The following is a 20261-nucleotide window of genomic DNA, read 5'->3' on the forward strand; positions in this document are numbered from 1 at the left end:
GCTCTTGTTTGGAAGACCGAGAACGCGGCCTCAGGCCGGACCGATTTTTCCAACAAGGCGAATTCATGCGTAAAAGCGTGACCTATGATCAGCCCGGAAGCGTGAACGCCTTCCTGGCAGGCTGGCCAGGTTCCGGGTGCAACCAAACCTCGATTGGAGCGATATCTGGCATTTCGGCAGCGATGGCTTTGATTAAAGTTTCGGGCAGCCCACCGTAGAACAGGTAGATGGCCCGTTCGTAATCGACCCGCTTGAGAAACACATCGAGCGTGCGGAGATCTTTCGCGATTCCGCCGTGTTGCGCATCGGCGTGTTTGACCTCGATGATGGCATGATTGCCATCCCAGTTGCCCGGGATATGCACCAGCAGGTCAGGAATAGTGTTGTCGGCCTCGAGTGCCTGCAGGGTTTCATGACCGCGCTTATCGACCTCGCCATTGAGGGTATAGGCACACGGGTTCGGCCAGCGGCTACGCATCTGGTGATATAGCTCGTAGCAGTAGACCCGCTCCCGATATTTTGGTGAGCTCTTGTAGATCGGCAATTGCATGAAGCGAGCTTCGATCGCGGCAGTCGCCTTCTCCATGATTTCAGTCAACTGGTCCATGCCTTCATACTAACTGCTGCGAGTGAGGGTGTCACTGGAACCGCGCCATCTGGCCCGGCCGAAAAGGCGCATTCTAACAACTCTCAGGTTTCGCGATGGCGGCTGCCTACGCGGCTGCTTTGGGGAGCGTGCGCAGGACGTCAATCTGGCTGAAATGGGGTCGCTTCCGGCCAGTCGGCTTTCTCACCGCCAAAAATCTTATCCCCGCTTCCCCAACTCCCCTTATCCTGTGCTCATCACCCCCGCGCGGACGGACTGCAGCGAACTTTGCGGGGGGAGCCGGACGCGGGGAGGTCGCTCTCCTTGCGCGTTCGCGAGACATCTTGCCCCGGCGACGAGCGTTCAATGGGGGGTGACTCGGGCCCGAAAAACCGGCGTTCCGGGGCGGCGACGTCTCCACTTCCTTCCCTTCGAGACGCACGCGCCTCGGGACACGTCCATCCATGCCGGTTGCCCCCAGGGCCCCCGGGGCTTTCCCATGGGCTTTTGCCCCTTCCGGTGCCCGGCATGCCGCAACCGTACGCTTCGGTACGGTTTGGCCTTGCCAAAATCCCGCTTTCGGGCGATGACGCTTGCAACAGCGCGCTTTGGCCAAAATGGTCCCGGCCCGGAAGCGCCAAATGCCCTCGTGAGGTCCAGAGCCCCAATGGAAAAATTCACCACCCTGACCGGTGTCGCGGCGCCCCTGCCGATCATCAATATCGACACCGATATGATCATCCCCAAGCAATACCTGAAGACCATCAAGCGCACCGGCCTCGGCACCGCGCTGTTTTCGGAAATGCGCTACAATGAGGATGGCTCGGAAAACCCCGATTTCGTGCTCAACAAGCCCGCCTATCGCGGCGCGCAGATCGTCATTGCCGGCGACAATTTCGGCTGTGGCTCGAGCCGCGAGCACGCGCCCTGGGCCCTGCTCGATTTCGGCATCCGCTGCGTGATCTCCACCAGCTTTGCCGACATTTTCTACAATAACTGCTTCAAAAACGGCATCCTGCCGCTGGTCGTCACCCCCGAACAGCTCAAACTCCTGCTCGATGATGCCGAGCGCGGCTCCAATGCCACGCTCACCATTGATCTCGAGGCCCAGACCATCAAGGGTCCGGATGGCGGGACACTGCATTTCGACATCGACCCGGCCCGCAAGCATATCCTGCTCGAAGGGCTCGACGACATTGCCGGCACTCTCAAATCCGATCCGTCCATCTCCGCCTTCGAGGGCAAGATGGCATCCGAGCGCCCCTGGCTCTAACCTTCACCAGCAGTGAGACACAATTGGTTCAGCGCGTTTCCACCGGCTCCCCCTTCGAGGCTACCTTCGGCTATTCCCGCGCCGTCCGGCACGAGGACACCGTCTATGTCTCCGGCACCACCGGCTATGATTATGCGTCCATGACCATGCCGGACAGCGTCGGCGAGCAGGCCAGAAATGCCCTCGCCACCATCGACAAGGCGCTCAAAGAAGCGGGTTCCTCGATCAAGGACACCGTCCGCGTCGTCTATTATGTCGGCGATCGCGCCCTGGTGGACGAGGTCGTCGCCGCCGTCGGCCCGGTGTTCAAGGATATCCGCCCCGCCGCCTCCATGCTGATCGTCCAGATGATCGAAGCGGGCATGAAGATCGAGATCGAAGTCACCGCCCGCATCGGCGCCGCCACCAGCCACGCCTGACCCGGGGACTTCATGGTGACGGACCTCATGGTGACAGACCTCATGCGGATAGACCTCATGGTGAGCCTGTCGAACCACGAGGTCGCAGTCACCGCGCCATCGGCCGCGCCTCTTGGCGGGCTCAAGGTGCGGGCTTTGCGAAAGTCCTGGCCGTGACGGGAAAACAGGTTGCCCTTATCATGCACGCAGCGCTCCTCATCGGGGCGCTGTTTTTCCTCGTGCCCGCGCTCACCGCCTGGGACCTGCGGGCGGGCTACCTCTTCACGCTCACCTTCTATTGGCTGTTCTTCTGCCTGCCGGTCATCGGCTGGCATGCCCTATCCGGCAATGACGGACGGCTGTTTTCCGAAAAGCTGCCCTGGCGCGATTGGTGGATCATTCCCCTGCTGCTCCTCCAGGTGAGCGTCGTCGCCGTGGTCAATTTCGCGCCCAATACCGCCATGCTCAGCCACGGCGGCATGTACCTGGCGCTGCTCATTGCCCTGATCAACGGCCCGCTCGAGGAAATCGCCTGGCGCGGCGGCTTTCTCGCCACCTTCCGCGACCGCCCCCGCCTGGGCTTCTGGCTGGGTCTGGGCCTGTTCACCCTCTGGCATGTGCCCCTGGCCCTGGCCGCCGGCCTTGTCTATGACGGCGGTGCCGCAGCCCTGATCGGCGGCGCGGCAGTGCTGGGTCTGTTCTGGGCCTGGATCACCTGGCGCACCGGCTCGGTTTTCTATACCGCCATCGCCCATGCCCTGACCAATATCTTCGCCTTCTGGGTGCTGTTTGACAGGAACGGATTCGTCTGAAGTCGCCTTGCGCAAAGGACCAAAATCCCGCTATGTGCGCCCAAGTGTACCCACCAGTACGGCAAGGAGCTCCCGACCATGGCCACCCATTCCCTTTTCCTTCTGCCCGGCGACGGCATCGGCACCGAGATCATGGTCGAGGTGGAAAAGCTCATCGCCTGGACCAACCAGGAAGGTCTCACCGACTTTTCTACCGATAGTGGCCTGGCCGGGGGCGCGGCCTATGACAAGCATGGCGTCGCCATCACCGACGAAGACGTCGCGAAGGCCAAGGCCGCCGATGCGGTGATCTTCGGCGCCGTTGGCGGTCCCAAATGGGACAATGTCCCCTATGAGCACCGGCCCGAGGCTGCCCTGCTGCGTCTGCGCAAGGAACTGGCCGTCTTCGCCAATCTCAGGCCCGCCATCTGCTACCCGGCCCTTGCCGAAGCCTCTTCGCTCAAGAAGGAGCTGGTCGAAGGTCTCGATATCCTCATCGTCCGCGAATTGACCGGCGGCGTCTATTTCGGCGAGCCCAAGACCATCACCGATCTCGGCGACGGGCAGAAGCGCGCCATCGATACCCAGGTCTATGAGACTTACGAAATCGACCGCATCGCCCGCGTCGCCTTCGATCTGGCCCGCACCCGCGGCTCAAAGGTCCACTCGGCCGACAAGAAGAACGTCATGAAGTCCGGCGTGCTCTGGGACGAAGTCGTCAAGGGCGTTGCCAAGGATTATCCCGATGTGGAGCTGCATCACATCCTGGCCGACAACGCCGCCATGCAACTGGTCCGCACACCCAAGCAGTTCGACGTCATGGTCACCGATAACCTCTTCGGCGACATTCTTTCGGACGTCGCTGCAATGCTGACCGGCTCGCTGGGCATGTTGCCCTCCGCCTCGCTCGGCGCACCCGACCCCGTCACCGGCAAGCGCAAGGCCTTCTACGAGCCCGTCCATGGCTCGGCCCCCGACATTGCCGGCAAGGGCATCGCCAACCCCATCGCCATGATTGCCAGCTTCGCCATGGCCCTGCGCTATTCGTTCAACATGATCGAACTGGCTGACCGGGTCGAAGGCGCCATCGCCGCCGTGCTCGGCGACGGGTTGCGGACCGGCGATATTGCCCAGGACAACCGCAAGACTGTCGGCACCGAGGAAATGGGCGCTGCGATTCTGGCGAAGCTGAAGGCTTAACTTCGGTTTTCCAGCATCAGCGCAAAAAATATCCCCGGTCACCAGACCGGGGATATTGTGTTTCTGACCAAAGGCCGCCGAACTTACTCGGCAGTGGCTTCTTCGGCCGGAGCATTGGCGGCAGCTTCGCGGGCAGCCTTTTCTTCAGCGCGTTCCTTGGCCTTTTCGCCGGGCACGCCCTTGTTCGGGTTGTTGCGGGCTTCGCGCTTGAGAAGGCCGGCAGCGTCGAGGAAGCGGGCGACGCGGTCGGTGGCCTGGGCGCCATGCGACAACCAGTGCTTGGCGCGTTCGGCGTCGAGCACGACGCGGTTTTCAGCGTCCTTGGCCAGCAGCGGGTTGAAGGTGCCCAGCTTCTCGATGAAGCGGCCGTCGCGCGGCGAGCGGGCGTCGGCGATGACGATGTGGTAGAAGGGGCGCTTCTTGGTGCCGGCGCGGGCAAGGCGGATCTTGAGAGCCATTTGTAAGTCCTGTCAGTAAAGTCGGTTGAAGTCGGTTGGGTTCGGTTATTTCTTCTTGCCCAGGCCGGGAAGGCCAGGGAAACGGGGAGCACCACCGAGGCCGGGCAGAGCCGGTCCGCCGGAGGATTTCAAAAGCGCGTTGACGTCGGTGGGCAGGGCCTTTTGCGCCGGCGGCAGGTCGGCCGAGGGCAGGCCCTTGAGCTGGGCCGGATCGATCCCAGCCTGGCGGGCCATCTGTTCGAGCTGCTTGGGGTCCATCTTGGACAGATCCGGCATGCCGCCGAGCATCCCGCCCATCTTGCCGCCGAACATGCCGCCAAGAGCACCCATGCCGCCCTTGCCGACCTTCTTCATCATGTCGGCCATCTGGCGGTGCTGCTTGGCGAGCTTGTTGATCTCGGACACTTCAACACCCGCGCCGGCGGCGATGCGCTTGCGGCGGCTGGCATTGAGCAGGTCCGGATTGGCCCGCTCCTTGCGGGTCATCGAATTGATGATGGCAACCTGCCGGTCGAACACCTTCTCGTCGATATTGGCCCCGGCCATGGCCTTCTTGATCTGGCCGGCACCCGGAAGCAGGCCCATCAGCCCGCCCATGCCGCCCATCTTCTTCATCTGGATGAGCTGGGCGCGCAGGTCCTCGAAGTCGAAGGAGCCTTTCTTCAGCTTCTTGGCCATCTTGGCCGCGTCTTCGGCCGAGACGTGTTCCGCAGCCTTTTCCACGAGGCTGACAATGTCGCCCATGCCCAGGATGCGGTCGGCAATGCGCGCGGGATGGAAATCCTCGAGCGCATCCATCTTTTCGCCGACACCGATCAGCTTGATCGGCTTGCCGGTAGCCGCGCGCATGGAGAGGGCGGCGCCACCGCGGCCGTCGCCATCGACGCGGGTCATGACGATGCCGGTCACGTCCAGCCGTCCGTCGAAGGAGCGGGCGACATTGATCGCGTCCTGTCCGGTCAGCGCATCGACCACGAGCAGGATTTCGTGTGGGCGGGCGATGTCCTTGATGCTGACGGTTTCGGCCATCAGCTCTTCATCGATATGGGTGCGACCGGCCGTATCGAGGATCAGCACGTCATAGCCGCCCAGCCGCCCCTCGCGCTCGGCGCGGCGGGCGATCTCGACCGGGGTCTCGGTGGTGACGATGGGGAGTGTATCGACGCCCACCTGTTCGCCCAGTACCCGCAACTGCTCCATGGCCGCCGGGCGGCGGGTATCGAGCGAGGCGAGCAGGACCTTCTTCTTCTGCCGGTCCTTCAGGCGCTTGGCGATCTTGGCCGTGGTCGTGGTCTTGCCCGACCCCTGCAGACCCACCATCAGCAGCGTCACCGGCGAAGGGGCATTGAGGTCGATGGTGACGGCGTCGGACCCGAGCACCTGGACCAGCTCGTCATTGACGATCTTGACCACCTGCTGGCCCGGGGTCACCGAACGGGTAACCTCGGCACCCACGGCACGCTCGCGCACCTGTTCGACAAAGGCGCGAACGACTTCGAGCGAGACGTCGGCCTCGATCAGGGCGCGGCGGATTTCACGCATGGCCGCGTCGACATCGGCAGCGTTGAGCGCGCCGCGTCCGCGAAGACCATCGAAAATTTTGCCAAGCCGGTCTGAGAGGCTCTCGAACATATTCTATCCTTTCGCTCACGGGCCGTGCCGCTGCGCCGCCGACGCGCTAAAACCGCGCTGGCGGCTTCGCTGGCCCTCCGCGGGGCGGCGAACTATCGCCGTGGTCCTCGCTTCGCTCGTCCAGTGAGCCATATGGTATCCACCGGGCCAAATGCAAAACCCACCCGCGGGCGCAACGCGCTGGCGGATGTTGGCCTCCGGGATCGTGAAACCCTTTTTGGGGTCCCGGTCGGCTGGTCAGGAGCAAAGGCCTGATGAACGGGCTGGCTTTAGGTCAAAGCGGCCGGGGAGTCAAGGAAGGCCGGCAATATCCCGCGCCATAACGGGTGCCTGCTCGTCGATGCACAAAAGACCACCCGGCCCAAGCACCGCCCTGATGTGCGCCATTGCCTGCGTCTCCAGCTCCGGATGCCGGCCGTCCAGCGCCCCGACCCGCATCGCCAAGACCAGATCGAACGGCCCTTCGCCGGGCAAGGCGACAAATTGCTCGATCGCACATTGCCGGAAGGCCAGCCGCCCTGTGGCCAGTTCTGTGGCCGATCCGGCTCTGGCCTGGGCAATGGCCTTGGCCGAGCGATCGATGGCGAGGATGCGCCCACTGGTCAGCAATCGCGCCACTGCCCTTGCGGCCACGCCCGGACCACAGCCGATCTCGAGCACGACCATGTCCGGGCGCAAGGGCAGCGCTGCGATGGCCCTGGCTATGCGTGGTGAAACCGTATCGTTCATGCCCGCACCATCGCGCGCCCTGCTGTCAGCCCCTGGCAGCAAGATTTGCGCAATCGTCAGACCTTGAAGGCCACCCGGACTCCACCCCAGTGGCGGCCCCTGACCACGATGGGCGCCGAGCAGTCCTTCATCAGGGCGAATTGCCCGCCGCCCATGTCGCGGCGATAGGTCTGCAGCAGAAACGGTTGCGTCGAGCGCCCCGCGGCCAGCCCGGTGCGATCGTTGAACATGCGCCGGTTGCGGCAATTGGCGGCGTTCCACACCGGGTCGCTGCCCTGTTTCTGGGAATAGACCTTGTTGTGGGTCGGCAGATAGCCGTTGCGATCCACCGCCGCGCAGAAGGCAATGCGGCTGTCAAAGCCCAGCACCGGCTCCTGGATGGCCGGCAGAACCCGATCGGTGAAGGCGGTGAACCGGGTGACAACCTGCTTGGGATCGCTGCCCGGCACGTCGCAATAAGCCTCGTCGAACAGGTCCGAAAGGGTGATTTCGCCACGACCAAGCGCCGCCTCGAACGCGTCTGCGATTTCATCGGCCTTGGCGCGTGCCAGCTTGATGAAGGGCGCGTCGGCAGTCTCTACGCCGGCCTCCACCAGATAGAGCATGAACTCTTCGGAAATCGACAGAATGGACTGGGTGCGCTGTTCGGCCCGGCCCAGATGTCCCCGGCCGGTTTCGACCCCCTCGGCCAGAGCCGAAAGTTCGGCCTGCATGGATTCAAATCCGGCGATCGACTGCTCCACCGGCTGCACCATGGTGTCGATATCGCCCATCAGCCGGCCCACCGAATCGACGAGGTTCTCGAGCGTGGCGGTGGCCTGTTCGGCGGCGCTGGCTTCGGCCATGGCCAGTTGTGCCGCTTCGGCATTGCCCTGTGCCTTCTGCCGCAACTGCCCCAGCGCCTCGGTCAGGTCGCCGAGATGGGCCACGGTCTGCCCGGAAAAATCCTGGATCTGATCGGCCAGGCTCTTGACCGCATTGGCGATGATGGCAAAGCCCCGGCCCGCGTCTCCCGCGCGCGCCGCTTCCACCGAGGCATTGAGCGCCAGTAGCTTGGTTTCGCGGGCAATCTGGGCGATGGCGGCACTGGCGCGCTCGACCCCGGCCACGGTGCCCGAAACATTGCCCAGTGTCGCCTCGACCGTCATCGCTCCTTCCGAAAGCGCGGCCATGGTGCGCGTGGTGCGGGTCACCACGTCCGAGATCGTGGTGGCGCTCTGGTCGAGAACGACCCGCACGTCGCCCGCCGCCTGGCGTGCCTCTCCCATGGAGCGGCCCAGCCGCGACGTCGTGGCGTTGAGCGCCGCTGCCGCCTCGAGGGCTGCATCGGCCTGCAGGGCCTGCTGCTGGCTGATCGCCGACAGGTCGGTGACGAGGCCCGCAATATCGGCGATTTCGACGCCAAGACGGCCGGCCCGATCCCCGATTCCGGTTTCGCCTTGCCGGCGCCTCTCGCCCTCGGCGCGCAGATTTTCGGCCGGCATGATCCCCTCCATCGTGTCAGCTCCGACACGATACGGGGCGATGTGGTAAGAAAGGATTAACCTTGATTGCGACGAGGCGGCTCAGTGCCCGTGGTGAACGAGCCCCATCAGCCGCGTGCGCAGGCCGGGCGGCAACCGCATGGCGACCGACTTGAGCAGGGGCCGCAGCCGTACGTCCCAGAGGCCCACCAGCAGGCGCCCCCTCAGGGTCAGGGGCAGGACATGGTCCCGCACCGGCACTGTCAGTGTCGCCCAGGTCAACTTGTAGGGCATGGCGGGCACGCCAAGGTCACAGCCTTGCACGCCCCGTTCCTGCACCGCTGCGATCACCTCGCCCAGATGCAGCTTGCCCGGGCTTTCCTCGGCAATGGCAAAGTCGCGGCTGGCGACATAGGCATAGTACTGGCCGCCATGCACGAACCCCCATTGCTCGGCGATCGGCTGATCGCCATGGGTGAGGCTGAAGGCCAAAAGGCTCAATCCCTCCCGGCCCGGCAGGCTGGCGCAGAAATCGGCAAAGCCGCCGTCGCGAAAGGCGCGCGAGGTCAGACCCTGTTGCTTGAGCCGCCCGGCCCGCCCGGCCAGCGTCCGGCCGATTATCGCGCCTTGGTCCGCTGCCGTCTCCGCCACCAGATGATGCACCGCGCCATCGCGTTCCAGCCGGTTTCGGGCATTGCGCATGTTCTTGCGCGTCTTGGCCTTGATGGTATGAAAATACGCCGCGAAATCGGCAAAGCCGGAGAGATCGACAAAGGGCGCGCCCTGTTCCTCGCCGGTCACGACGCGTTCGGGCGGCAGTGCCACCGAGAGGCTCGATCCGTCCCGCACTTTGAAAAAGCTCAGCGTGTCGGCCGGCACTGCGGCCGAAAGCGCCGCCACCATCTGCTCAAGCACCAGTGGGCCATCCGTACCGGGGCGGATCAGAAGGTCCGAATATTGGGCAAAGGCATGGCCCAGTGGCACCAGCACGCGCCGCATGCCGGTACTAACCCGTTCGAGCGGCAGCAGCGCCACGAGGTCGGTGCCCTGCCAGGCGGTGGCGATGACCGGGTCGAAATTGGTATTGCCGCGGCCGGCCTCGAAATCGAAAATCGCCGAGGCCCAGCCGGGAGACTGGAACAGGCCCGCCTGCCCATCGGCGGCTTCCAAATCCTGCCACTGGGGCAGCAGCGCCGCCATGTCGCCCCTCTCGCGCACCAGACGAACGCTGCCTGCCTCCACGGCACGGGGCCGGGAGGGGTTCAACACGCCGCCAGCAAGCGTCAGGGCATCAGCCATGCCTATTTCTCGAACGTGGTCGCCGCTATGTCCCGCACGCCTTCGGGCGCAGCCGGATCGACCTCGAAGTCGACCGTGTAGAGCTTTTTCTTTTGCGGGTTGAGCGGGCTGAATTTGACGGCGCCGGCAATGGCCAGCTTGCTGAGATAGCTGAGACCGCTCACCTGCTGGCTGAGCTTTTTCATGCCCAGCTTGGAGCGCAGGATGCCATTGGCGTAGTTGACCGCATAATGCTTGCGCAATTCGTCCGTCCAATGCTCGGTGGTGAAGCTGACATTGAGCATGCCGTGATTGACCACGCGATGCGGGCCATTGAGCGGCCAGTGCAGCATCTGCCCGGCTTCGAGGTCATAGACCTGGGCGAAATCATCGAACCATGGCTCGAAGGGCATGTCGGTTTCGCGCAACTGGCCCAGGATCAGCTTTTCCAGCGCCGGCTGGGAAATGAACGGCGCCTGCGCCGGATAGACATAGACCTTCTTGGTGCCGCGCACCTGCCAGAGGCTCTGCCCTGGTACGTCGGAATGGTATTTCACCGAGACATTGGGCGACGAGATCAGGATGGTGAGGTTGCGCTTGTAGCTGGCAAAGCCGGGCACACGCTCTTCGAATTCGGCATAGAGACTGTCGAGCAGCTGGCCATAGGCCGGATTGGTCTTGGCCGGGGCCGTCAGGTTGACCCAGATATTGCCATTGCGCACTACATCGATGACGTCGCGGCCGGACAGGCCGCGGATCTGGCCCTCACGGCGCTTCGGCGGATTGCCCGGCGTCTTCTGGGAGTAATTGACGTGATAGGCCTCGCGCGGCGAGCGGTCGATCAGGTCGGCAAGGGCTTCATCCGAGAAGAGCTCGGAACTGGCCAGGGCGTGGTGGAGGCGCAAGGACTGATTGCCCCAGAGCTTGGGGTAATGTTCCTGCCAGTCGGTGATGATCTGGTCGGTAACGAACGGCATGTTCATGGTGCAGACTCCCGATGCCACGCTGGATGCTGGTTTCTCAATTTCAACCCTAGACCAATCCTGTCCAGGTGCACGCGAAAGCTCGGCGACTGGTTAAGCGCCGATGCAGTTCAACTAGTTAAGGCCAAAAGAAAATCCGACCGACTTTGCAGACTGGCCGCGCCCGGCCGGGGCGCATGGGCTGGCAATTGCGGCCCATATCCGCCATATAGGACATAGACCCTGCAGCGGGCAGGTCCTCGCTTGGAACTTGCGCATTGAGCGACATCCCCTTTTACAAGATGAACGGGCTGGGCAACCAGATCATCGTTGCCGACATGCGCGGCTCCAAGGCGCATGTCACCCCGGCCGCCGCCGTCGCCATCAATGCGCGGCCCGAAACCCGTTTCGACCAGATCATGGCGATCCACGATCCCCGCACGCCCGGCACCGCCAACTATATCGAGATCATCAATTCCGACGGCTCGCTCGCCCAGGCCTGCGGCAATGGCATGCGCTGCGTGGTGCAATGGCTGTCGGGTGAACAGGGCCGTCAGCGCTTCACCTTCGAAACCCTGGCCGGCATCCTGTTCGGCGAGGAGGCCGCGGACGGCCAGATTACGGTCGATATGGGCACGCCCAAATTCGCCTGGTACGATATTCCCCTTAATGAGGAATTTGCCGATACCCGCCAGGTGGAATTGCAGATCGGGCCCATCGATGCGCCGGTCCTGCATTCCCCCTCGGTCATGTCCATGGGCAATCCGCAGGCCACATTCTGGGTCAGGGACGATGTCTGGTCCTATGCGCTCGACCGCTTCGGCCCGCTGCTCGAAAACCATCCGCTGTTTCCCGAGCGCGCCAATATCTCCATCGCCGAGGTGATCAAGCCCGACCACATCATCCTGCGCACCTGGGAACGCGGCGCCGGCCTTACCCAGGCCTGCGGCACCGCCGCCTGCGCCGCCCTGGTCAATGGCGCCCGCACCCGCCGCACCGCCCGCAAGGCCACCGTCACCGTGCCCGGTGGGGACCTCGTGGTGGAATGGCTCGACAACGACCATGTGACCCTCACCGGCCCGGCCGAATTCGAATGGCGCGGCAGGCTCGACCCGATGACCGGTGCCTGGACGCGCAGCGAGGCCGCCTGATGGCCGTCGAGACGCTGACGTTCGGCTGCCGCCTCAATGCCTATGAGGGCGCGGTGATGAAGGCCGAGGCCGAGAAGGCCGGGCTCGAACATGCGATCATCATCAATACCTGCGCGGTGACGGCCGAAGCGGTGCGCCAGGCCCGGCAGGCCGTGCGCAAGGCCCGCCGCGACAATCCGGCGGCGCGCATCATCGTCACCGGCTGCGCGGCCCAGACCGAAGCGCGATCCTTCGGCGACATGGACGAGGTCGACCTGGTCATCGGCAATGCCGACAAGCTCAAGGCCGAGAGCTACCGGCCGATGGCCTTCGGCATGCCGCTCAACGACAAGGTGCAGGTCAACGATATCATGAGCGTGCGGGAAACCGCCGGCCATCTGATCGAGGGCATGGATGGACACACCCGCGCCTTCGTGCAGGTGCAGAATGGGTGCGATCATCGCTGCACCTTCTGCATCATTCCCTTCGGCCGTGGCCCCTCGCGTTCTGTGCCCATGGGCCTGGTCGTCGACCAGATCAAAAAGCTCGTCGCCAATGGCCATTCCGAAATCGTGCTGACCGGCGTCGACATCACCTCCTATGGCCCCGATCTGCCCGGCGCCCCCACCCTGGGCATGCTGACCCAGTCCATCCTCAAACACGTGCCCGACCTGCCCCGGCTGCGCATTTCGTCCATCGATTCAATCGAGGCCGACCCTGCGCTCTACGATGCCGTCGCCGACCCCCGGCTGATGCCGCACCTGCACCTGTCGCTGCAATCGGGTGACGATCTGATCCTCAAGCGCATGAAACGACGTCACCTGCGCGCCGATGCCCTTGCCGTGGTCGAAAAACTGCGGTCGCAGCGCCCGGACATGGTCTTTGGCGCCGACATCATTGCCGGCTTTCCCACCGAAACCGAGGCAATGTTCGAAAATTCGCGCAGCTTCATTGCCGAGGCTGGCCTCACCTACATTCATGCCTTCCCCTATTCGCCCCGCCCCGGCACGCCCGCGGCGCGCATGCCGCAGGTGAACACTGGCGTGGCCCGCCAGCGCGCCGCAGCGCTGCGCAAGGCCGGTGAGGAGCAGTTCGCCAGCCTTTGCCGATCGCGCCTTGGCCGCACCGAAAGCGTGCTGATGGAGCGCAATGGCGTGGGCCGCACTGAACACTTCGTTCCCGTCCGCCTGCCTGGCAGGGCTGCGGGCGAACTGCTCGACGTGCGCATCAGTGGCACCGATCAGCGGGGTCTGGTGGGCGATGTGCTGCGCAAGGCGGCGTAAAGCGAAAGACAAACGATGACCGAAAAGAAACCCGGCTTTTTCCAGCGCCTCTTCGGCACGCCCACGCCCGACCCGGCGCCAGCACCTGCTCCGCCTGAAACCCTGCCCGAAACACAAGTCGAGCCCCGGCCGGTCGAACCAGAGCCGATCGAACCCATGCCAGTGGTCCCGGAAACCGTTCCGCCAGAGCCGGAGCCGGTGCCAGAACCCACGGCTCCGGAGCCCGAGGTCGAGCCGCAACCACAAGACCTGCCGCCGCCCGGTCCACCGGAAACGACCCCCGACTATATCGAGGAGGTCGAGGACAGCCTCGTTCGAGGCCCGGAGGCCACCGCCGCCCCGGCAGCGCCGCGCCAGAGCTGGTTCCAGCGCCTCTCCTCCGGGCTCAAGCGGTCATCGGACAATCTGACGAGTTCGATCACCTCAGTCTTCACCAAGCGCAAGCTCGATGCCGCAACCCTTGACGAGCTTGAGGATGTGCTCATTCAGGCCGATCTGGGTATCGACACGGCCATGGCCATTACCGAAACGCTGCGCCGCGACCGCTTCGAGCGGGACGTCTCGGACGCGGACGTGCGCGCCGTGCTGGCCGCCGAAGTGGCCAGTGTGCTGGCGCCCGTGGCCCGCCCGCTGGATATCGATGCGGGCAAGAAGCCCTTCGTGATCCTCATGATCGGAGTCAACGGCTCCGGCAAGACCACCACCATCGGCAAGCTGGCGCAAAAACTGGCCCGCGAAGGCCGCTCGGTCATGCTCGCCGCCGGCGACACCTTTCGCGCCGCCGCCATCGAACAATTGCAGGTCTGGGGCCAGCGCACCGGTGCGCCTGTGATCGCCCGACCCGCTGGCGCCGACGCGTCCGGCCTGGCTTTCGACGCCGTCACCCAAGCCAGGGCCGAGGGTCGCGATGTGCTCATCATTGATACGGCCGGGCGGTTGCAGAACCGCGATGAGTTGATGAACGAACTCGAAAAGGTCATCCGCGTTATCAAGAAGGTCGACCCCGAGGCGCCGCACGCGACCCTTCTGACCCTCGACGCCACAACCGGGCAGAATGCCATGAAGCAGGTCGAGATCTTCGGCCAGCGCGCCGGGGTCACGGGCCTCGTCATGACCAAGCTCGACGGTACGGCCCGCGGCGGCATTCTCGTCGCCATTGCCAGAAAGTTCGGCCTGCCCGTCCACTTCATCGGCGTCGGCGAGGGCGTGGACGATCTCGAACCCTTTGCCGCTACCGATTTTGCCCGGGCCATTGCCGGCGAGGACTAAAGGCAGCTGCCACCGGCCGCACCATGCCCGCCCTCCAGCCGACAAAATCTAACCATTCTTGACCGCTATCGGGTTGCAACAGGGGCCCGCTGCAGCCACATTGGCCGCAACGCCATGGAAAAACCGATGACCGACAAGACTGCCGAACCCGAAGTCAATTGGGACGAACTGCGCCCCCAGATCATCAAGCTGGCGCTGGAACTGGGGCCATTGGTGGTCTTCTTCGTCATGAACGGGCGTGCCGATATCTTCGCCGCGACCGCCTGGTTCATGGCCGCCATGGTCATCTCGCTCGCCCTGTCCTGGCTGATCCTCAAGAAGATCGCCGTCATGCCCCTGGTGACCGGCGTCGTCGTGCTGGTCTTTGGCGGGCTGACGCTCTGGCTGCAGGACGACACGTTCATCAAGATGAAGCCGACCATCACCAATGTGATGTTCGCCTCCGTGCTTTTGGGCGGGCTGGTATTCGGCCAGTCGCTGCTGAAATATGTCTTTGGCGATGTCTATAAGCTGCGGCCCGAAGGCTGGTGGAAGCTGACCCTCAACTGGGGCCTGTTCTTCGTGGTGCTGGCCGTGCTCAACGAGGTTGTCTGGCGCAATTTTTCGACCGACTTCTGGGTGGCCTTCAAGGTCTGGGGCATCATGCCGCTGACCGTGGTCTTTTCGATGACGCAGGTGCCCCTGCTCAACAAATACGCGCCCATCCCCGATCCGGTCGAGGCACCGCCGGCGGCCACCTGACCGCCGGCGCCGGTTTTTTAACCGAACAAGCCGACCACCAGACCATCGATCAGGCAGACGACCAGCAGATAGCCGCCATTGATCAATGTCAGGTTCCAGCTGCGCCCCTCATAGCGATGATTGAGGATCATCGAGGTGAGGATGAAGCCGAGCCACATATGGGCGCCGAGCAGCAGGCCATTGGCCACATTGGTTTCCCCCATCACCGCCGGCGTCAGCAGGGCGATGAAATAGGCGATGACGAACAGGACGATTGCCGACCAGATGAAGGGCGTAACGTCCTTGCTGTCGATTTCGTCCTTGCTCTTGCCGATGGCGGCCAGCCACGGATTGGCCAGCACCATGTACCACACGGCGCCGAAGGCAAAGCTGCCGACAGTGGCCAGGATCACAGCCAGCCAGTTCACGGCAAAATGAGTCATGATTGTCTCCCCCAAGCGCTGATTTGCGCCCGGCCAGTCTAGCCCCGCAGGCGCCATTCTACCAGCCGCCAGGACGGCCGGGACCGGGTTCCCCGGCTGTCGAGCTGCCGAGCTCTAGTCTAGAGACCGCCCATCTTGCAGAGCAGTTTCCATTCGGCGTCAGACACTTTCGACACCGAGAGCCGGGACAACTTGACCAGTTCAAGCTCTGACAATTCCGGCGTCGCCTTGATCTCGGCCAGGCTTACCGGCCGGGGAAAGGGTTTGACCGACTGTACATCGACGCATTCCCAGACCACTTCGCCCTTGGCATTGAGCTCGGCGGTACTGTCGGGATGGGCCGGGGCCACGATGGTCATGATCCCCACAATGTCCTTGCCGATATTGGAATGATAGAAGAAGGCCTGGTCGCCGACCTCCATGGCCTTCATATTGTTGCGGGCCGCATAGTTGCGCACGCCATGCCATTCCTCGACCTCGCCCTTGCCGGTCTTTTTCACCAGGTCGTCGAAGGAAAACACGTCCGGCTCCGATTTCATCAGCCAATAGGCCATGTTCAGAGCTCCGCGCCTGAATTGTTGATTGCCATCCGCCAGCGCCTGACTTCATAGCTGGCAAAAACCCCGGCTGGCACGAACGGATCGGCAGCCGCCATGGCCTCGGCCTCGGCCAGCGTCTCGGCCTCGAACACAACGATCGAGCCCTCGGGCTTGTCCTCGGCATCGAGCAGGGCACCGGCAAAGACCAGTTTCTTGCCCAGGCTGTTGAGATGCTCCAGATGCACCGGACGGGTATCGAGCCGGGCCTGCAGGGCGCCGGGCGCATCCTTGGCAATCATGGCGAAAAGCATGGTCAGTGTTCCCTCTTGAGCGGGCGGGTCATCAGGCCCGCAACGATGGTGGCGATATCGGCCTTGCCGGCGACGACCGCGTCGATGGCATCGATCAGGGGGGCGTCTATGCCCAGGCTCCGGGCGAGCTCGCTCGCCACCGGCACCGTCATGACGCCTTCGGCCAGCTTGGCACCGGAGGCCAGGATATCCTCTGTCCGGCGACCAGCACCCAGGGCCATGCCGAACTGGTAATTGCGCGATTGCACCGAGGTGCAGGTCAAGGTCAGGTCACCCAGGCCCGCCAGCCCGGTCAGGGTATGGGCCGAACCGCCCATGGCCGTCACCAGCCGCGCCATTTCCGCATAGCCGCGGGCGATCAGCGCCGAGCGGGCGGAGGCCCCCAGACCCGCCCCATCCACCGCACCGCAGGCCAGCGCATAGACATTCTTGATGGCACCGGCGATTTCCACCCCGATCCGGTCATCGGCGGCATAGGGCCGGAAGCTGGGTCCGGCCAGGGCGGCCGCGAGATCCGAGGTCTGGGTGGCATCGTCACCCGCCAGTGTCACTGCGGTCGGCCGGCCGGCGGCCACGTCGGCGGCAAAACTGGGTCCGGAGAGCACATAGGGCACGGCCTCGGGGGCCATGTCGGCCAGTATTTCGCTTTGCCGGGCCAGCGTGCCGGTCTCCAGCCCCTTGGCCGACAGGATTACCGGCAGGCCGGCCAATAGCCCCGGCTCAAGTCCGGACAGGAGCGTCCGGCTCGCCTGCGCCGGCACGGCCAGAATGACGATGTCACAACGCTGAAAACGGGTGGTCGCAACAACCGTTTCCTCGAGCACCTGCCCCGGCAGGGCCGGCGCATTGATCCGGGTCGTATTGATGGCGTCGGCCTGGGCAGCATCGCGCACCACCAGGCACACGCGCCGGCCGGCCTTGGCCGCTGCCTGGGCCAGGGCCGTGCCCCAGGCACCGCCGCCGATCACCGCCAGAGTGTCAAACGCCATGCTGATTTACCCCCATGTCCGGGTCATCGAGCGGCCAGCGCGGGCGAGCCGCCACACTGAGCGAACTCATGTCGCCCAGCGCCAGCCGTTCGGCACCCGCCCAGGCCACCATGGCGCCATTGTCGGTACAGAGCGCAATAGGCGGCACAACCAGCGGCGCGCCCATGTCCTGGGCGACCCTATCCAGGGCCGCAGCGATGGCCCGATTGGCCGCGACACCGCCGGCGACCACCAATTGCGGCTGCACACCGGGCAAGACCTGCCCGAACCGCTCCAGGGCCTGGCGCGATCGGGTGGCGACAATTTCGGTGACCGCGGCCTGAAAGCCTGCCGCGATGTCGGCGACGTCCTGATCCGACAAAGGCGCCAAGGCCTCTGCCTGCAAGCGCACCGCCGTCTTGAGGCCCGAAAAGGAGAAGTCGAGCCTTGCCTCGCGCAGCAGCGGCCGGGGAAAACGAAAGCGCCGCGGATCGCCGTCCCGCGCCACCCGCTCGACGGCCGGTCCACCGGGATGGCCGAGGCTGAGCAGCTTGGCAACCTTGTCAAAGGCCTCGCCCAGCGCATCGTCGATCGTTCCGCCCCAGCGCTCATATTGCCCCACTCCGCGCACCAGTACGAACTGGCTGTGCCCACCCGATACCAGCAGCATGAGATAAGGAAATTCCACCCCATCGGTGAGCCGGGCCGTCAGGGCATGGCCTTCGAGGTGATTGACGGCGATCAGCGGTTTACCCAGCGAGGCCGCCAAGGCCTTGGCGGTGGTAAGGCCCACCAGCACCCCGCCAATCAGACCCGGCCCGGCCGTGGCCGCCACCGCATCGACATCGGCAAGGTCCATACCCGCCTCGTCGGTGGCCTGGGCAATGATGTGATCGAGCCATTCGACATGCGACCGGGCCGCCAGCTCCGGAACGACGCCACCAAATGCCGCATGTTCATCCAGCTGCGAACGCACCACGTTGGAACGAATGGCCCCGCGACCGGATTCATCCCTGGTGACCAGCGCTGCGGCGGTCTCGTCGCAGCTGGTCTCGATGCCCAGAATGATGGCTTGTGCTTGCCCGGTCACGACGATCTGGTCTACTCCCATCACAAAGACTATCGCCTACACCAGGACCGCCCGGACATGCAATCGCCCACACCATTCGCCCGGATCGGAACACGCGGCAGCCCCCTGGCTCTCGCCCAGGCCAAGCTGGTGCGCACCCTTCTGGCCCAGTCCAATGGCGTTGCCGAAGACAACATTGCCATCGAGGTGTTTTCCACCGGTGGCGACCGCAGTCAGGCCGCCAATACCAGCCTGTCCGAAATCGGCGGCAAGGGCGTGTTCACCAAGGAGATCGATGCCGCCCTGCTCGCCGGCAGCATCGATATTGGGGTCCATTCCAGCAAGGATGTGGCCACCGGCCTGCCGCAGGGCATGGTCCTTGCCGCCTTTCTCGAGCGCGAGGACGTTCGCGACGCCTTCCTGTCGGTCACGGTCAAGGGCATGGACAACCTGCCCGATGGCGCCCGCTTCGGCACCTCGTCCATCCGCCGCGCCGCGCAGGCCCGCCGCCTGCGGCCCGACCTGCGCATCTTGCCCTTTCGCGGCAATGTGCACACAAGGCTGCAAAAGCTCATGGATGGCGTCGCCGATGCGACCCTATTGGCACTGGCCGGTCTCAACCGTCTGGGCGAAGCGCATCGGGCGACCGCCATTCTCGACGTCGACACTTTCATGCCCGCTCCGGCCCAGGGTGCCATTGGCCTCGCAATCCGCGAGGGCGACACGCGGTTCGCGGAATGCGTTGCTCCACTCGACCATGCCGAAACGCATGCCGCCATCGTCGCCGAACGGGCCATGCTGGCCGTGCTCGATGGCTCGTGCCGCACGCCGGTCGGGGCCTTTACGACGCGGAACGGCGACATATTGACCCTCAAAAGCGAAATTCTGAGCCCCGACGGGCAGACGACATTCCGCGCCCAGTCGACCGGCGCCGACCCCCAGGCTCTGGGTGCTGCAGTCGGCCGCGACCTGCTCGAGCAGGCCGGGCCGGAGTGGATGGCGCAATGGGTCCGGTGATGCGCATGATCGTCACGCGGCCCGAGCCGGACGCGCAAGCCAGCGCCGAGCGGCTGGCGGCGCTGGGTATCGAGCCGATCCTCGCTCCGCTGCTGACACGGCAAAACCTCTCCGCCCGGCTGCCACCGGCCGAGGGTTTTGCGGCACTCGCCGTCACCAGCGCCAATGCCTTGCGCAGCCTTGCCGAACGCCCCGACTTCACCGGCCTGCTCGGCATTCCGCTTTTTGCCGTCGGCGACCGCACGGCCCACGAGGCCCGGCAACTGGGCTTTTCCGAGGTCCATGCGGCCCAGGGCACCCTCGATGACCTGGCAACGCTGATCGCGCTGGCCCGGCCGGACGGCGCCGTGCTCTATCCTTGCGGCAAGCATCTGAGCGGCGACCTGGCCCATGCCCTGGCGCCACAGGGCCTGATGGTCGTGACCGTGCCGGTCTATGAAATGGTGGCCGAAACCCAACTCCCCGAACCGCTGGCCCGCGCCCTGAGCGAACGGACATGCGGTGCGGTCCTGCATTATTCCGCGCGGACGGCACAGATCTTCAGTGCCCTTGTAGCGCCGCACCTTCCCGAGCCGGAGCGGCGGCACCTGGCCATGCTGTGCCTGTCGGAAAATGTTGCGGCGCCACTGATCGAAACCCATTTCAATCGTGTCATGCTGGCCGACCATCCGAGCGAAGAAGCCATGATGGCTCTGGCCCTGGCTTTTACCCGCGAGCAAACTGGTCCATGATTCGGAACAAG

At 64.4% G+C, this 20261-nt stretch carries 23 protein-coding genes; 11 read left to right on the forward strand and 12 right to left on the reverse strand.

The annotated features are described in order from the left end of the window. Positions 1-88: 88 nt before the first annotated feature. Positions 89-607 (reverse strand): methionyl-tRNA formyltransferase-like protein, encoded by a 519-nt coding sequence (locus KIT02_RS12085; protein ID WP_297578029.1) that lies wholly within the window; start codon positions 605-607, stop codon positions 89-91. 646 nt (positions 608-1253) lie between these two features. Here KIT02_RS12085 and leuD point away from each other — a divergent pair. The 5 genes from leuD to leuB all read left to right on the forward strand — a co-directional run bounded on the left by leuD (position 1254) and on the right by leuB (position 4248). Continuing rightward, positions 1254-1859 carry a 3-isopropylmalate dehydratase small subunit gene (gene leuD, locus KIT02_RS12090; protein WP_297578031.1) on the forward strand — a complete coding sequence of 202 codons (606 nt, stop codon included), beginning with the start codon at positions 1254-1256 and terminating at the stop codon, positions 1857-1859. Between the two features lie 23 nt (positions 1860-1882). Next, complete coding sequence (locus KIT02_RS12095; protein ID WP_297578032.1) at positions 1883-2278, forward strand: RidA family protein; 396 nt, start codon at positions 1883-1885, stop codon at positions 2276-2278. A 12-nt stretch (positions 2279-2290) separates the two neighbouring features. Beyond that, positions 2291-2434 (forward strand): hypothetical protein, encoded by a 144-nt coding sequence (locus KIT02_RS12100; RefSeq protein WP_297578037.1) that lies wholly within the window; start codon positions 2291-2293, stop codon positions 2432-2434. A gap of 23 nt (positions 2435-2457) precedes the next feature. Next, entirely contained in the window at positions 2458-3069 is a 612-nt protein-coding gene (locus tag KIT02_RS12105; protein WP_297578038.1) for a CPBP family intramembrane glutamic endopeptidase, read from the forward strand. Between the two features lie 78 nt (positions 3070-3147). Next, the gene (leuB, locus tag KIT02_RS12110) at positions 3148-4248 is read left to right on the forward strand and encodes a 3-isopropylmalate dehydrogenase (RefSeq protein ID WP_297578040.1); all 1101 of its coding nucleotides are present in this window, start codon (positions 3148-3150) and stop codon (positions 4246-4248) included. Between the two features lie 83 nt (positions 4249-4331). Here the strand turns inward: leuB and rpsP are convergent, their stop codons facing one another. From rpsP to KIT02_RS12140, 6 genes are all read right to left on the reverse strand, one after another. Further along, entirely contained in the window at positions 4332-4706 is a 375-nt protein-coding gene (gene rpsP / locus KIT02_RS12115; RefSeq protein WP_297578042.1) for a 30S ribosomal protein S16, read from the reverse strand. A gap of 45 nt (positions 4707-4751) precedes the next feature. Beyond that, on the reverse strand, positions 4752-6338 hold the full coding sequence (ffh, locus tag KIT02_RS12120) for a signal recognition particle protein (RefSeq protein WP_297578044.1): 1587 nt from the start codon (positions 6336-6338) through the stop codon (positions 4752-4754). Positions 6339-6629: 291 nt separating this feature from the next. Then, entirely contained in the window at positions 6630-7067 is a 438-nt protein-coding gene (locus tag KIT02_RS12125; protein ID WP_297578046.1) for a class I SAM-dependent methyltransferase, read from the reverse strand. A gap of 56 nt (positions 7068-7123) precedes the next feature. Continuing rightward, positions 7124-8551: a methyl-accepting chemotaxis protein gene (locus KIT02_RS12130; RefSeq protein WP_297578048.1), complete on the reverse strand. Its 1428-nt coding sequence runs from the start codon at positions 8549-8551 to the stop codon at positions 7124-7126. Between the two features lie 81 nt (positions 8552-8632). Beyond that, entirely contained in the window at positions 8633-9829 is a 1197-nt protein-coding gene (locus KIT02_RS12135; RefSeq protein WP_297578049.1) for a GNAT family N-acetyltransferase, read from the reverse strand. 2 nt (positions 9830-9831) lie between these two features. After that, positions 9832-10791: a hypothetical protein gene (locus KIT02_RS12140; RefSeq protein ID WP_297578051.1), complete on the reverse strand. Its 960-nt coding sequence runs from the start codon at positions 10789-10791 to the stop codon at positions 9832-9834. Positions 10792-11072: 281 nt separating this feature from the next. Between KIT02_RS12140 and dapF the strand changes: the two genes are divergently transcribed. The 4 genes from dapF to KIT02_RS12160 all read left to right on the forward strand — a co-directional run bounded on the left by dapF (position 11073) and on the right by KIT02_RS12160 (position 15193). Beyond that, positions 11073-11921: a diaminopimelate epimerase gene (gene dapF, locus KIT02_RS12145; protein WP_297585264.1), complete on the forward strand. Its 849-nt coding sequence runs from the start codon at positions 11073-11075 to the stop codon at positions 11919-11921. Continuing rightward, the gene (mtaB, locus tag KIT02_RS12150) at positions 11921-13183 is read left to right on the forward strand and encodes a tRNA (N(6)-L-threonylcarbamoyladenosine(37)-C(2))-methylthiotransferase MtaB (RefSeq protein WP_297578052.1); all 1263 of its coding nucleotides are present in this window, start codon (positions 11921-11923) and stop codon (positions 13181-13183) included. Before dapF ends, mtaB begins: the two co-directional genes overlap by 1 nt. A 15-nt stretch (positions 13184-13198) precedes the next feature. Beyond that, positions 13199-14452: a signal recognition particle-docking protein FtsY gene (gene ftsY / locus KIT02_RS12155; RefSeq protein WP_297578054.1), complete on the forward strand. Its 1254-nt coding sequence runs from the start codon at positions 13199-13201 to the stop codon at positions 14450-14452. A gap of 114 nt (positions 14453-14566) precedes the next feature. After that, on the forward strand, positions 14567-15193 hold the full coding sequence (locus KIT02_RS12160) for a septation protein A (protein WP_297578056.1): 627 nt from the start codon (positions 14567-14569) through the stop codon (positions 15191-15193). A gap of 17 nt (positions 15194-15210) precedes the next feature. On the opposite strand, the gene KIT02_RS12165 is transcribed toward KIT02_RS12160, so the two are convergent. From KIT02_RS12165 to tsaD, 5 genes are all read right to left on the reverse strand, one after another. Continuing rightward, on the reverse strand, positions 15211-15615 hold the full coding sequence (locus KIT02_RS12165) for a DUF1761 domain-containing protein (protein WP_297578058.1): 405 nt from the start codon (positions 15613-15615) through the stop codon (positions 15211-15213). A gap of 119 nt (positions 15616-15734) precedes the next feature. Next, the gene (locus KIT02_RS12170; protein ID WP_297578060.1) at positions 15735-16169 is read right to left on the reverse strand and encodes an EVE domain-containing protein; all 435 of its coding nucleotides are present in this window, start codon (positions 16167-16169) and stop codon (positions 15735-15737) included. Positions 16170-16171: 2 nt separating this feature from the next. Continuing rightward, positions 16172-16465: a YciI family protein gene (locus KIT02_RS12175; protein WP_297578062.1), complete on the reverse strand. Its 294-nt coding sequence runs from the start codon at positions 16463-16465 to the stop codon at positions 16172-16174. A 2-nt stretch (positions 16466-16467) separates the two neighbouring features. Next, the gene (locus tag KIT02_RS12180) at positions 16468-17454 is read right to left on the reverse strand and encodes an NAD(P)H-dependent glycerol-3-phosphate dehydrogenase (protein ID WP_297578064.1); all 987 of its coding nucleotides are present in this window, start codon (positions 17452-17454) and stop codon (positions 16468-16470) included. After that, the gene (gene tsaD / locus KIT02_RS12185) at positions 17444-18544 is read right to left on the reverse strand and encodes a tRNA (adenosine(37)-N6)-threonylcarbamoyltransferase complex transferase subunit TsaD (protein ID WP_297585267.1); all 1101 of its coding nucleotides are present in this window, start codon (positions 18542-18544) and stop codon (positions 17444-17446) included. Before tsaD ends, KIT02_RS12180 begins: the two co-directional genes overlap by 11 nt. A gap of 36 nt (positions 18545-18580) precedes the next feature. Between tsaD and hemC the strand changes: the two genes are divergently transcribed. Further along, the gene (gene hemC, locus KIT02_RS12190; RefSeq protein WP_297578065.1) at positions 18581-19519 is read left to right on the forward strand and encodes a hydroxymethylbilane synthase; all 939 of its coding nucleotides are present in this window, start codon (positions 18581-18583) and stop codon (positions 19517-19519) included. After that, positions 19507-20250, forward strand: a complete 744-nt coding sequence (locus KIT02_RS12195) for a uroporphyrinogen-III synthase (protein WP_297578067.1) — start codon at positions 19507-19509, stop codon at positions 20248-20250. The genes hemC and KIT02_RS12195 overlap by 13 nt, the downstream gene beginning before the upstream one ends. Positions 20251-20261: the final 11 nt, after the last annotated feature.

Origin of the sequence: Devosia sp., from assembly GCF_025809055.1 — a bacterium.
Classification (GTDB): Bacteria; Pseudomonadota; Alphaproteobacteria; order Rhizobiales; family Devosiaceae; genus Devosia.

Coding starts and splice junctions, on each gene's coding strand:
- KIT02_RS12085 (WP_297578029.1), bottom strand. CDS start 607: ATGGACCAGTTGACTGAAATCATGGAGAAGGCGACTGCCGCGATCGAA.
- leuD (WP_297578031.1), top strand. CDS start 1,254: ATGGAAAAATTCACCACCCTGACCGGTGTCGCGGCGCCCCTGCCGATC.
- KIT02_RS12100 (WP_297578037.1), top strand. CDS start 2,291: ATGGTGACGGACCTCATGGTGACAGACCTCATGCGGATAGACCTCATG.
- KIT02_RS12105 (WP_297578038.1), top strand. CDS start 2,458: ATGCACGCAGCGCTCCTCATCGGGGCGCTGTTTTTCCTCGTGCCCGCG.
- leuB (WP_297578040.1), top strand. CDS start 3,148: ATGGCCACCCATTCCCTTTTCCTTCTGCCCGGCGACGGCATCGGCACC.
- rpsP (WP_297578042.1), bottom strand. CDS start 4,706: ATGGCTCTCAAGATCCGCCTTGCCCGCGCCGGCACCAAGAAGCGCCCC.
- ffh (WP_297578044.1), bottom strand. CDS start 6,338: ATGTTCGAGAGCCTCTCAGACCGGCTTGGCAAAATTTTCGATGGTCTT.
- KIT02_RS12125 (WP_297578046.1), bottom strand. CDS start 7,067: ATGAACGATACGGTTTCACCACGCATAGCCAGGGCCATCGCAGCGCTG.
- KIT02_RS12130 (WP_297578048.1), bottom strand. CDS start 8,551: ATGCCGGCCGAAAATCTGCGCGCCGAGGGCGAGAGGCGCCGGCAAGGC.
- KIT02_RS12135 (WP_297578049.1), bottom strand. CDS start 9,829: ATGGCTGATGCCCTGACGCTTGCTGGCGGCGTGTTGAACCCCTCCCGG.
- KIT02_RS12140 (WP_297578051.1), bottom strand. CDS start 10,791: ATGAACATGCCGTTCGTTACCGACCAGATCATCACCGACTGGCAGGAA.
- dapF (WP_297585264.1), top strand. CDS start 11,073: ATGAACGGGCTGGGCAACCAGATCATCGTTGCCGACATGCGCGGCTCC.
- mtaB (WP_297578052.1), top strand. CDS start 11,921: ATGGCCGTCGAGACGCTGACGTTCGGCTGCCGCCTCAATGCCTATGAG.
- ftsY (WP_297578054.1), top strand. CDS start 13,199: ATGACCGAAAAGAAACCCGGCTTTTTCCAGCGCCTCTTCGGCACGCCC.
- KIT02_RS12160 (WP_297578056.1), top strand. CDS start 14,567: ATGGAAAAACCGATGACCGACAAGACTGCCGAACCCGAAGTCAATTGG.
- KIT02_RS12165 (WP_297578058.1), bottom strand. CDS start 15,615: ATGACTCATTTTGCCGTGAACTGGCTGGCTGTGATCCTGGCCACTGTC.
- KIT02_RS12170 (WP_297578060.1), bottom strand. CDS start 16,169: ATGGCCTATTGGCTGATGAAATCGGAGCCGGACGTGTTTTCCTTCGAC.
- KIT02_RS12175 (WP_297578062.1), bottom strand. CDS start 16,465: ATGCTTTTCGCCATGATTGCCAAGGATGCGCCCGGCGCCCTGCAGGCC.
- KIT02_RS12180 (WP_297578064.1), bottom strand. CDS start 17,454: ATGGCGTTTGACACTCTGGCGGTGATCGGCGGCGGTGCCTGGGGCACG.
- tsaD (WP_297585267.1), bottom strand. CDS start 18,544: ATGGGAGTAGACCAGATCGTCGTGACCGGGCAAGCACAAGCCATCATT.
- hemC (WP_297578065.1), top strand. CDS start 18,581: ATGCAATCGCCCACACCATTCGCCCGGATCGGAACACGCGGCAGCCCC.
- KIT02_RS12195 (WP_297578067.1), top strand. CDS start 19,507: ATGGGTCCGGTGATGCGCATGATCGTCACGCGGCCCGAGCCGGACGCG.